We start from the raw sequence: 13,035 nt of genomic DNA on the forward strand, positions 1-13,035 counted from the left end.
AGTAGCTAAAATTTGAAGTAAAGCAGAGAACATGAGCAAACAAATATTCATTTGCGGGTGCGAAAAGGATGGAAAGATCGAAAAGGAATCGGTTCAGAAGTTGAGAAGCACTTTGGAGGAGAAGAATATAGGCTATACCTATATCGAGGATATGTGCGGTACAATTTTAAAGAATCCCGACGATTTGGAAAGTTTGTACACCGCTGAGGATGCTATTGTATTTGGTTGTCAGGCTCGCGCGATGCAGCATTTAGTTGATAATTCAGGAAAAAAGATAGAAAAGAATGTTACCGAATATCATCACGTTGAGGATGAAAATCAGGAAGAAGTAATTTCTCAATTGGAATCCAATACAGGTGAACCTTTGAAAATAAAGTATACTGATTCTTGGAAGCCTTGGTATCCGGTTATCGATTATGAGCGTTGCAATGGCTGTCGCAAATGCTTGAATTTTTGTTTGTTCAGTGTTTATTCTGTTGAAGATGATGGAACTGTTGTCGTTTCTGCTTCGGCGAATTGCAAGGACATGTGTCCAGCTTGTGCAAGAGTATGTCCTCAAAATGCAATCATCTTCCCAAAACATGCCGAAAGTCCTATTGATGGAGGAGAAGGCGATGGAACAGAGAACGAAAAGACAGATATTCTGGAACAAATTCAAAATGAAGATGTTTATTCAGTATTGAGTGCTCGAAGAAAGAATTTTCAGGTATCATTGCTAAAGAATGATCAGTTTAAAATGGCGGAAGAAGAGCGACGAGCTTGTTGTAGTGGGCCGGATAAAAAAGAGGAAGTAAAGGAAGAAGAAAAATGTGATTGTGACTGCAATTGCAAGGAAGAACCGGAGAGTAAATGCGATTGCAAAGATGGAGATTCCAATTCAAGCTGTTGTTAAAATTAATAGACCTAATAGGTTTTTTAAACCTGTCAAGTCTGAATAATAGATATAAATGATATTTTCATTAGGAAGTAGAATATTGAGACAGGTAGATGCCCGATTACTTTGGAAACTTGGCTATAATCTGGGTTGGAAGGGAATGAAAGCCGTTTCGAAACACAAAAAACGACTGAAAAAGGGTGAGTTATTTCCTGCATTTTTAATGATTTCTTTAACTGACAATTGCAACCTGAGTTGTCAGGGCTGTTGGGTAAGTATCGACAATAAATCCAAAGGAATGGATGTTGACACCCTCAATAATGTGATTGAATCTGGAAAGAAGAAAGGATCTTATTTCTTTGGCTTGCTAGGCGGAGAACCCTTAATGTATCCTCATTTATTTGAGGTGATGGAGAAACACTCCGACTGCTACTTTCAACTCTTTACGAATGGCACGCTTTTATCTGATGAGTACGCTCAACGTATGCGCAAGTTGGGTAATGTATCGCCATTGGTTAGTGTTGAAGGATTAAAGGATGTCAGTGATGTTCGCCGTGGCGCTAATGATGTATACGGAAGAACTATGAAAGGTATAGAAGCTTCGGTCAACAATAAGCTTTTTACAGGTGTTGCAACTTCGGTTTGTAAATCGAATTTCAAGGAACTGGTTAATGAAGATTTTATAAATGCTTGCATCGACAAGGGTGTTCATTACTTGTGGTATTATATATACCGACCAGTTGGAGCTCGCCCAACGACAGATTTGGCTTTATCCGAAGAAGAAATACTGGAATTGCGCCAGTTTATGGTTGATATTCGTGTGAAAGCACCATTGATGATTATCGATACTTATTGGGATGGAGATGGCAAAGCCTTATGTCCTGGTGCGATTGGCTTAAGCCATCATATTAATCCCTTTGGAGATATTGAGTTTTGTCCACCAATTCAATTCGCAAAAGAGAAAATTGATAAGGACACCGATATTGTAAATCTGATTGAGAATTCGAAATTTATTGGTGGTTTGCGAAAAGGCATTAACGACTGTACCCAAGGATGTATTCTATTGGATAATCCACAGGAACTGCACACGATGCTAAAAGATACAAATGCCTATGATTCTTCGAAAAGAAATACTTCCTACGAAGAGTTAAAGAAAATGAAAGCATGTGCTGGCCATCATATTCCTGGGAAAGAGATTCCTGAGAAAAGTTGGCTGTACCGATTTGCCAAAAAGTATTCCTTTTTTGGGTTCGGTGCTTATGGATAGTATTGTGATAGAGACGCAAGGCATTGCGTCTGTACGATTGAAATTAATAGGGGTATTAGGATAATTGATATTTGTACTAGATGATTTTAAGAAACAACCAACCAAATATGAGCTTTGGAAACGATTTACCTCAGCATCCTGAAAAGCTGAAGCAGATTCGTGATTTAATTCGCGATTATGCTGCTGAGAGTGAATTGGTGCCACCCTTACAGGAAGAAGAAGTCATTTTTCATTCTGGAGAATTGATTCAAAAGCATCCTGAATTGTTTCTTTATCAAAAGCTCTTGGCTGTCATGATTAACAATTATGCTTGGAGCAATATTGTGGCTGGAATTCCATTTAATCGCCGGATCTTACTATTGCCAAAATGCATTAGCCATTCTACTAAATGTCCTGCAAAATATGATGAGCTGGGATTACTTTGCGAACAATGTGGACTTTGTGATTTAGCAGGAATCATTTCACAAGCTGATGAATTGGGTTATCATACCATCGTTAGTGAAGGAACAACATCTGCAAGTTTGTTACTTTCTTCAGGTCAGGTGGAGTGTGTTGTTGGTGTTGGCTGTTTGCATTCATTTGAACGCTCGTTTCCTTTGGCTGTAAAAGAAGCTGTTCCATCCATTGCAATTCCGCTTTACAACAATGATTGTAAGGATTCTAAAGTTGATAGAATTTGGTTAGATGAAGTTCTTGCAGTACGAAATGAAAGCAATTGGAAAGGCTGGATTAACTTAGATACGTTAAAAACGCTTGTGAAAGAATGGTTTGCGACTGATAAGCTAATAGCTCTTTTCGGAGAAAATGATCCAACTATTGATATTGCGATAAATTGGATGGAAAAGGATGGTAAACGCTGGCGACCTTTGATTATGGTAGCTGTTTACGATGCTTTTACTGGAAAATCTGGAGAATATGACGAAACAATACAGAAATTAGCTGTTTCTATTGAGTGTTTTCACAAGGCATCCTTGGTTCATGATGATATTGCAGATGAAGATGATGAACGTTATGGAAAGCCAACGCTTCACAAAGAATATGATGTTCCAGTTGCACTAAACGTTGGAGATCTACTGGTTGGGTATGGTTATCAAATGATAGCAGAATCAGGTGCTAAGCACATTCGGAAATTACTAAAAGTCGCTTCTCACGGACATCGTGATTTGTCTCTCGGACAAGGAGAGGAACTATTGTGGAGAAGCAATGAAAAATTGCTAACACAAGAAGAGATTCTACGCATTTTTAGTAATAAAACATCTCCGGCTTTTGAAGTGGCTTTGCAATTTGGAGCAATTTTAGCTGATGCAAATGAGGATGTTCAGCAAATAATCTCAAATTACAGTAAAGCATTAGGGATTGCTTACCAAATTAAGGATGATTTGGATGATTTCAGACAGGACAGTATTGCCAGTGGCTTTAATACTGTTCAGCCATCTTTGGTATCTACACTTTTAAATAAAAAGCATCCAGAAAAGATGCAAGAATGGTTCGATCGCATGCAAAAAGGAGATACAAGCATCGCAACAGAATTTTTACAGTGGGATGAAACAAAAGAGGCGATGAAAGCAACTGAAGAGATGTTGGTTGAATACAAGCGAAATACGCTGAAATCACTCAAACCATTAAAGCATCCGACATTAAAAATATTATTGACTCGCTTACTGAATCGGATTGTACCAGAAAGTTAAAAATACAAGGAGTCAAATTTTCGGAATTTAGTCCGGAAACCGGGACCCGTTTAGTGAAGAATGCGTTAAAAACAAAAGACTGTGTGAGCGGAGCGAGTTTCTTTTGTTTAGCTTTCGAACTATTAACGGGTGGTTGAGGACGCTATCCGTGGCCTTTTGTTTACTTTTTGGCAATAAAAAGTAAAAGCCCATCGGCTTGAGCTTGAGATAAAAAAATAATAATAGAGCTAATATTTAAATGTATTGGCCTTTCTTTTGAGTTATCGATAAAGAATAAAAATTCATAATTATCAATTCATATCATTTTGAATAAAAATATAAACTGTAATCAATACATTCTAGAAGCACTTCTAAAATCACAAGAAGTCTTGAGTGAAGAAGCACAGAATCATATTAAAACCTTCGTAATTACTCAGAAATGTGTTGATGGTGGGTTTAAGGATCGTTCTGGTAAGGCAGATTTATATTATTCTGTTTTTGGCTATACGCTAGCCTTGATTTTAGATTACAAACTAGATATCCTTGAAGAACGGAAATACTTGAGAAGGCTGAAGCGAGATGAGGAATTGGATTTTGTTCATTCCGTTTGTTTTGTTCGCTGTGATTTTTTGCTGCAATTAATAGAATTGAGACAAAGATCAGGCTTAAGCTCATCCAAATTTCTATCCATAAGCTTCGCTAAAGAATTAATCCTTGGTAAAGTAGTAAAATCACTGAAAAACAATTGTTCCGAATTATTATGGGATATTGAAGAGTATATAAGTGAAGATGGAGGATACAACCACAATAAAAAAGGTGCAGTGAGATCTACAATCTATGCAAATTACCTGATGTGGACACTTTATCAGGATTTACAAACCGAGCAAGAGGTTTTAGATGAGATTACCGATGCAAATAAAATATTGCGAGCAACGAACGGATCATTTGCTAATGAAGAAAATAGCACAGATGGTGTTACCTCTTCAACTGCTGCAGGATTAATCATGAGTATTGCTGGAAAGTCTGCAGAAACGGTTAAGACAAAGGAATGGCTGAACCAGATGTTATCTAAAAGAGGTGGGTTTATGGCAGCTAGAGAGGTGCCAATTGCAGATTTATTATCTACATCAACGGCATTGTTCGCTTTGAAGGTATCTGGAGAAAATATGCAAGAATATGCTGAAAATTCCGTAAATTTCATCAATCTTCACTGGGATGAGTCCGGTGGGTTCTTTGGCAGCATTGCCGACATGACTTGTGATGTGGAGTATACTTATTACGCACTTTTGGGTTTAGGAGTACTATCCTAACTTATGAGTTATGAGTTGCGGATTTCATTGTCATCCCGAGGAACCGAGGGATCTGTTGAATCTGAAGAGATCCTTCACTTCGTTCAGGATGACGATTTAAAGGGTATTATTTAAGTTACCTGTTGGCTGGCATTTATTTTAAGGAGCTTCTGTTTTTTGTATTTAAGACAAAAAATGAAGTCGGGTTTTGGCGGATAGCCCAATACAAAAAATAAATAGCGCAATATTGATTTGAAATTAGATTGGTTTAAATGACTACAAACTACGAGAACATGCAATCCCTCAAACAAAAATTAGATGAGCACATCATCTCTCTTCGAAATGAGGAAGGATATTGGGATGGGAAACTGTCTAGTAGTGCATTGTCAACGGCAATTGCAGTGTTTGCTTTGTGGGAGTACGATTCCAAAAAATACAAACATCAAATAACTCAAGGCTTAGATTGGTTGGTGAATAATGCCAATATTGATGGAGGATGGGGCGATACCATTCGAAGTAAGAGTAATTTAAGTACAACACTATTAGCTTGGGCTTGCCTGTCTATTGTAAAGCAACATTTGGTTTATGGTGATTGTATTCATAGTGCTGAAAGCTGGCTAAAAGGTCGTTTAAAAAAACTAGATCCAAAATCCATTAGTTCTGCCATATTGAGTCATTATCAGGATGATCAAACTTTTTCTGTTCCCATATTGGCCATGTGTGCTTTGTCAGGACGATTAGGAGAAGATGGTTGGAAACTCGTTCCACAATTGCCTTATCAATTGGCCGTTTTTCCAGATAAATTCTTCAAACTTTTGAATCTATCTGTTGTTAGTTATGCCATACCTGCATTAATTGCAATTGGTTTGGTGAGATCTGTCAATTCTAGGGCAAGTAAGCCTGTTGCTACATTCAATAAATCAATAAAAAATAAAGTTTTAAAGATTCTTGCTGAGAAGCAACCCGATAATGGAGGCTTTTTAGAGGCCACACCGCTAACTGGTTTTGTTCTCATGAGTTTAGTTGGCTCTGGGGAGAAAGAGCTTGAGGTTTGCTCTAAGGCTGCTGATTTCTTAGGTAAATCCATAAGAGAAGATGGATCTTGGCCAATCGATACGCATTTGGCAACTTGGGTGACTTCCTTAAGTCTAAATTCCTTAAGTGATGAGAATCTGGAAGCTTTATTAGAGAAAAGTAAAACGATAAATGCTTTGTTGGATCAACAACTGAAAGAAATACATCCTTTTACAAAGGCGGAACCTGGAGGTTGGGCCTGGACGCATTTACAAGGTGGCGTGCCTGATACGGATGATACTTCTGGAGCTTTGATAGCTTTACATCGTTTAAAAGAACATCAAGAAATTCCTATTCAGGCAATTGAAGATGGGATCAATTGGCTGATGAAATTGCAAAATAGTGACGGTGGAATGCCAACTTTCTGTAAAGGCTGGGGAAAATTACCATTCGATTGTTCTTGTCCGGATATTACAGCTCATGCTATTAAGGCTTTAATCTTGTGGAAAGATGAGTTGGATGAACTTTATCAGGCAAAGGTAAATCGTAGCATTAAAAATGCTTGGCGATATTTAATAAATTCTCAGCAAGAAGATGGATCGTGGTTACCCTTATGGTTTGGTAATGAAGATGATCTAAAACATCAGAATCCTGTTTATGGAACTTCTGTTGTTTTGTATTCTTTATCTGATTGCAAACTAGATAGTTTAGTGGATTCTGATGAAGTAAAAGATAAAGCGCTTCAATTCTTGTTAAAGGTTCAAAATCAGGACAGTGGATGGGGCGGAAATGCCTCTGTAATATCTACCATAGAAGAAACATCTTTGGCAGTTCGTGCCTTAAGTGCTTCTGGGAAATTAGACGAAACTAAGAAAGGAATTGACTGGTTGATGAAGAACTTACCGAAAGATTTATCTGAGATTAAAGCCACACCAATTGGCTTGTATTTTGCTTCACTTTGGTATTACGAAGATATGTATCCATTGGTGTTTGCTAGTTCTGCTTTGAACGAAGCTTTGGTGTCAATTAAGAAATACCAACTGGAATTAACGAGTGAGGTGTAAGCTATCCCAGATTTGTATTCTGGGATCATGGAGTTCTTAAATTTCTTAATTTAAGGATTGGAAATCCTAAATCTCAAGACCTGCCAATTACAAATTAGCAGGAACTTCCAATTATTCATCATCTACGATTACCCCAATCATCTCCCAAAAGATTCTTTCATCAATCACATTTACATGATACTCCATGGCTTTGCGGTTTTTGCGACCTTTGCCAGAGAATTGCTCAGCGTGAGCTGTAATTAGGTAATCAACATTTTTAGAAACGACACGTTTTACTCTTAAGCCACGTTCCTTAACTAGCTGCTGTGCTAATTCACGATCGATACGATTTCCATTGATTTTGCAATTGAGGTGACCAGAGAAGCAAACACTTTTACCAGCCAATGTTTTTAATTGCTTTTGAACTCCAGGAGTCGTAATTGGAATTTTAGTACGTTCGTATTTAATCAATAAATCCAATTCCTTTGGAAGGATGCAAAGCAACTCAGAAACCAAGTTAAGATCATCCATTTCTACATTGGTTAATATTTCATCAAGTAAATAAATACGGATTAACTTTCGCAGGTATTCTTCATGAATTTCCATTACCTGATCTTTCGAAAGCTTGTAGTCCTTTGCCAAATCAACCAATGAGATAATTTCTTTTTCTTCCAGAATTCGATCTGCCAAAGCACGATCCAAAACATTCAAATATTGACGCACTGGAACTGAATCTCCAGCGTTAGAAGTTAGACGATTTAATAAATCGTATAACTTCGTTTTTTGAATGGTTGCAATGTTTTTGGCCTCTTTACGCTTAATAAAGAGGTTTCTTTCTCTCGGACAATCTTCAATTTTTGTAAGATGAAGAAATCCCTCCATGAAGGTTTCGAGCTCGAACTGCTGCGAAAACAAATTCTTAAGGATAGAGAATAATTTAGCTGTTGCCAGTGAGTCTGATTTTGCCGAATGACGAAGAGATATATCAATATCGTAATAGGTACACAATTGTTCTAATCGACGTAAACCAGAATCTGGCGATACCAGATTGAAAAGCTTTAAAGTACAAATGCCTTTTAATTTTTGAATGTTGCCATTTAAGGCTGGTTCCAAAAAGCGAAGAGCAAAATCCAAATCGTGAGCAACTAAAGTTTTACCATTTAGCCTGGACAATATATCTGGTACAATCTCAGAAATAGAAGGAGCATTTTTCACCATCGCATCGGTAATACCATGAATTTGGAATCCTTCTACATCAATACCTGGATGAATTAAGGTTTCATAGCTATCGAGTAATTCACCGTTCCAATTCACCGTTTGAATGGCCAATTCGATTAAATGATCGCCATGTTGAGGCGAGATACCTGTGGTTTCCAGAGAAATAATGGCAAATTGATGCTTATAAAGTTCCAGTATTGGATCGCTTGTCATAGGTTGATTTTGCTTAGGGTTGTACGATTGGTAACAAATATAATATTATTGAATAAATTATAACGAAAATTATAAGTTATGAATGATAAATTATAATGAATAACTCATAAATAATAATTCCTAATTATTAAAATTAATGTAGTTTTGAAATTCAATTAATAGAAAACACAAAACATACATATACTATGAGTCTTGAAAAGCAACAAGCACAGGAACTGATTGATTTTATAGATCGCAGTCCTAGCACATACCATGCAGTAAACAATGTCAGAGAAGAGCTTATCGAAGGTGGATTCCAGGAACTAGATCTTCGTGATGAGTGGACGATTAATAAAGGTGGTAAATATTTTACTGGAAAGAATGGTTCTGCAATTTTCGCTTTCACAATTGGAGAAGGTGAGATTGAAGAAGAAGGATTTCAATTAGTTTGTGCACACAGTGATGCTCCAGGTTTCAAGATTAAGCCTAATCCTGAAATTGAAGTTGAAGGAAACTACATTAAACTGAATACTGAAGTTTACGGTGCCCCAATTCTAAGTACATGGATGGATCGTCCATTATCAATTGCCGGACGTGTTTGTGTACAATCAAACGATCCTCTTAATCCGGAACATTTATACGTTAAGATCGATCGTCCATTGATGGTTATTCCTAACCTTGCTATTCATCTTAACCGTGAGGTTAACGAAGGTGTTGCTTTAAACAAGCAAAAGGATATGCTTCCTTTACTTTCTATGATCACTGATGAGATGGAAAAAGAGAACTGTCTTATCAACCTTATTGCTGAAGAGTTGAAAATAAATGCACAATCTATTGTTGATTTTGATGTGACTTTATTTGAAGTTGAGAAAGGAAATATCTTTGGCTTAAACGAAGAGTTCATTTCATCTCCAAAGCTAGATGATTTAGCAATGGCACATGCTGGACTAAAAGCATTGCTAGACTCAAAAGGAACTAAGAAAACACAAATGCTAGCTATCTTCGATAACGAAGAAGTTGGTAGTGTAACAAAACAAGGTGCTGGCTCTCCAGTATTACGTCACCTATTGCAACGTATCGTTTATAAGTTAGGAAAGAATATGGAAGAGTTCCAGAGAGCTATTTATAACTCGTTTATGATCTCTGCAGATATGGCTCACGCTGTTCACCCTAATATTTCAGAAAAGCATGATCCTACTAACCGTCCAGTGATTAACAAAGGGCCAGTTATTAAGATTCACGCGAACAATAAATACACAACTGATGGTGATTCAGGAACTGTATTTGAGACTCTATGCAAGAATGCAGAAGTACCATACCAAAAGTTTGTGAACCGTTCTGATCTTGTTGGAGGAAGTACCTTAGGAAACGTTTCTACTGGACAAGTTGATATTCGTACTGTAGATATAGGAAACCCAATGTTTGCGATGCACTCTGTTCGCGAAACAGGAGGTGTTAAAGACAATGCTTACATCCGTCAAGTATTCTCATATTTCTTCAGTTTGTAAACCAAACCAATATGATATAGAAAAGGCAGCACACACGTGCTGCCTTTTTTTATTTTATCGGTCTTGCTAAGTTTCTTGGTATAGCAATCGGGATGAAAGAGTAATTAATCTTCAATTAGCGTATTCATCAACTTTACACAAGCTTTTTGACCTTTAATAATGTCTTTGTATATATTTTTATCTTGTACTGATTTATCAGCAGCTTCAAAGGCATCTACTGCTTTAATGTAATACTTCTTGGCAGCTAAGTTTCGGCTAAGCAAAGTACTTACATCAGCATAAATTAAAAAATCTTTATAATCAGGATTTTCCATTTGCTCTACCAACTCAATAATTTTTAATAAACTCGATTCAGCTTTAACCCTATGCTTTTCAGCAAAACTTAAAGGCAAATGATAATCTGTAAAAAGTGCAAAATGGGTACCTGCCTTACTTTTAAGGTAAATCGTGTTTTCAGGATCTAAAGTTAAGGCTTCATTAAAGCTTTTTAGAGCTTCTTGCTCTTGTCCTTTTTTATGCTGAATGGCTACTCCTTTGTAGTAATGTCCTGCTGCAACTTTTGGATCTAATTTAATAGCAGCATCAGCGTAGGTAGACAAATCATCAAAATTCTTAGTTCTTACCAGGCACTCACACGCAAGAAGGGCGAGTTCAATGTTCTCAGAATCATTATCTAATTCAATAAGAGTTTTATTTAATGTCGGTTTCACCTTACCAGAATAATACAAAGTTTTAAGTGTTTCATAAGTTTCTCCTTTTTTCACTACCTTTTTTTCTTTCTTCTCGTTACTCATGTATTCTATAAATTATGTTTTAATCTAATACCCTTCTAGTTGGTGGTGTTCATCTACGAACGCGACAAAGTTACAAATTGAAAAACTTATTATTGCTATTTTGAGGAATCTATTTGTCTATTTAAGTTGAAATATTACTTCATTCATCTCGCTTAAAGCGATAAAAATAAACAACTATAAGCTTGTAATTTCAGGAGGATTTTTAATTTATTAGAGCTCAGATGTTAGAAAAAGGAGCTCCAAGAGAAAACAGGATATATTGTGATTCATTGATTTGCCCATTGCCTCAAATTGCTTCTGAATCACTTTCTAATGGTATTGATACAATAAACTCACTACCCTTATTCACTTCGCTCTTAACAAGAATTGAACCTCCATTTCTTTCAATGAATTCTTTGCAGAGAATGAGTCCCAATCCTGTACCTATTTCATTGTTGGTTCCTTCGGTTGATATTCCTTTGTCTATTTTGAATAAATTATCAATTACCTCAGCAGTCATGCCAACACCAGTGTCCGTAATGATGAGTCTAATACTATTCTCAGTAAGCTGAGAATCAATTGTAATGCTTCCTCCTTTATGTGTGAATTTTATAGCATTGTTTACGATGTTTCTAATGAAGGTTAAAGCTGTATTTTCATCGATTGATATTATTAAATCAGCTTGTACTTTATTAAGAACACTAATGTTTTTGGAATCGGCATTTAATAAATAGGTCGAAATACTTGTCTCTACCAATTCTTTCAGATTTAAATTTTCTTTGTTGATTCTAATTTCATCTGTTTGAGTTCTAGCCCAAGTTAAAAGGTTATCGAGTAGGCGATAGGCAAAATGGGATGAGGTATTGATTTCTTGAATGCAATTTTTTCTTTCCAAGTCCTCAAATAAATCATAATCTGTATTTAATAATTCGGAAAAACCAATGATGCTATTAAAAGGAGTTCTAAGGTCATGAGAAATAATTTTAAGGAACTTATCCTTTGTTGCATTGGCACTTTCAGCCGCAGCTTTAGATTTTGTTAGTTCCTTTTCAATGTTTTTTTGTTCGCTTAAATTTGAATCAATAGAAGCGATGCCAAAAGGATTGTTTTCTTCATCAGTCAATAAGGAAAGCGTTATAAGAACAGGGATTTCCTTGCCATCCTTGTTCTTTCGCAAGCATTCAACATCACGAACCAATTTACCTTCCAAACAAAGTTCAATCAACTCATCCATTTTTTTATGCAACCCATCGGGCACCAGTAACTTAATCGATTTGTCAACCAATTCGGTTCTCGAAAAGCCATATACATTCACAGCCTCATCGTTCATTTCCAGAATATTGCCATTCAAATCTTCTATAAAGCTCGGATTTGTTCCATCCAAAAATACCTTAGAGAGTTTTCTAATTTCATTTTCGGCCAACTTTCGTTCGAATATTTCCTGTTCAAGTTGCACGTTTAGCTGCTTTCTTGTTGTTATTTCTTCTTTTAAGTCCTTATTAAGAGCTTCGTTACGAATGCCTAATTCAAACGCACGTGCACTAGAAGCATTCATCACTTTTCCAGCACGTAATAAAATTGCAATGAAGAACAAAGAAAGCAAAGCCATTAAAATGTAGAGTGTTCCTCCTTCATAGAAAAATCGTATTGATACTGGTAATGCAGAAAGAATTAGAAATGAAATGTAAGATGGTCGCCATGTATAATAGGTTGCAACCGCAGCGGTACTCATAGGAATAACAAAAATTGGCCATACCAACTGATATGTAAATTGCTCGCTTGGCCAGAAGAATACGAAAGGAATAACCCAGCTTAAGCCAGAAGAGATAACACCGATGGTATGGAGCTTTGCCCATCGATCAATATCTGCCTTTGCTGCATCCCTTTTTTTAAACGCAAATACATTTGCTGCTCTTGCTAAAGTGAGGAGAACGATTATTCCTGTCCACAAAGAAAGTTGCCATTGAGGAACAATCTCCCAAAAAACAATGCAGGCAGTAAGTGTAACACTAAGAACACCTAGTAGACCAGTATTGGTTTGCTTGTAAAGCAGTTTAACCTGGGCATTACGTACTTTTTCATCGATATTGGTGAATTCTTTTGCAACAGAATTGTCCATTATTCCATTATTCCTCGTCATAATGTCACTTTTGTAGATATTTGTCTTGATTCAGGTTTTTTCATGTTGAC

General features: G+C 36.5%; 9 protein-coding genes. 6 read left to right on the top strand and 3 right to left on the bottom strand.

Going from position 1 to position 13,035, the window contains the following annotated elements:
- The first annotated feature begins 31 nt into the window (after positions 1-31).
- From L3049_RS00550 to L3049_RS00570, 5 genes are all read left to right on the top strand, one after another.
- Positions 32-892, top strand: a complete 861-nt coding sequence (locus L3049_RS00550) for an ATP-binding protein (protein ID WP_275107818.1) — start codon at positions 32-34, stop codon at positions 890-892.
- A gap of 55 nt (positions 893-947) precedes the next feature.
- Positions 948-2,141, top strand: a complete 1,194-nt coding sequence (locus L3049_RS00555) for a radical SAM protein (protein WP_275107819.1) — start codon at positions 948-950, stop codon at positions 2,139-2,141.
- A 107-nt stretch (positions 2,142-2,248) separates the two neighbouring features.
- On the top strand, positions 2,249-3,829 hold the full coding sequence (locus L3049_RS00560) for a polyprenyl synthetase family protein (protein ID WP_275107820.1): 1,581 nt from the start codon (positions 2,249-2,251) through the stop codon (positions 3,827-3,829).
- A 305-nt stretch (positions 3,830-4,134) separates the two neighbouring features.
- Complete coding sequence (locus L3049_RS00565; RefSeq protein WP_275107821.1) at positions 4,135-5,118, top strand: prenyltransferase/squalene oxidase repeat-containing protein; 984 nt, start codon at positions 4,135-4,137, stop codon at positions 5,116-5,118.
- 251 nt (positions 5,119-5,369) lie between these two features.
- Complete coding sequence (locus L3049_RS00570; RefSeq protein WP_275107822.1) at positions 5,370-7,175, top strand: prenyltransferase/squalene oxidase repeat-containing protein; 1,806 nt, start codon at positions 5,370-5,372, stop codon at positions 7,173-7,175.
- Positions 7,176-7,286: 111 nt separating this feature from the next.
- Here the strand turns inward: L3049_RS00570 and L3049_RS00575 are convergent, their stop codons facing one another.
- Complete coding sequence (locus L3049_RS00575) at positions 7,287-8,585, bottom strand: exonuclease domain-containing protein (protein WP_275107823.1); 1,299 nt, start codon at positions 8,583-8,585, stop codon at positions 7,287-7,289.
- A 185-nt stretch (positions 8,586-8,770) separates the two neighbouring features.
- On the opposite strand from L3049_RS00575, the gene L3049_RS00580 reads away from it, so the two are divergent.
- Positions 8,771-10,072 carry a M18 family aminopeptidase gene (locus L3049_RS00580; RefSeq protein WP_275107824.1) on the top strand — a complete coding sequence of 434 codons (1,302 nt, stop codon included), beginning with the start codon at positions 8,771-8,773 and terminating at the stop codon, positions 10,070-10,072.
- Positions 10,073-10,176: 104 nt separating this feature from the next.
- Here the strand turns inward: L3049_RS00580 and L3049_RS00585 are convergent, their stop codons facing one another.
- Positions 10,177-10,866 carry a tetratricopeptide repeat protein gene (locus tag L3049_RS00585; protein ID WP_275107825.1) on the bottom strand — a complete coding sequence of 230 codons (690 nt, stop codon included), beginning with the start codon at positions 10,864-10,866 and terminating at the stop codon, positions 10,177-10,179.
- A gap of 286 nt (positions 10,867-11,152) precedes the next feature.
- Entirely contained in the window at positions 11,153-12,985 is a 1,833-nt protein-coding gene (locus L3049_RS00590) for a sensor histidine kinase (protein ID WP_275107826.1), read from the bottom strand.
- Positions 12,986-13,035: the final 50 nt, after the last annotated feature.

This window comes from Labilibaculum sp. DW002, from assembly GCF_029029525.1.
Classification (GTDB): Bacteria; Bacteroidota; Bacteroidia; order Bacteroidales; family Marinifilaceae; genus Paralabilibaculum; species Paralabilibaculum antarcticum.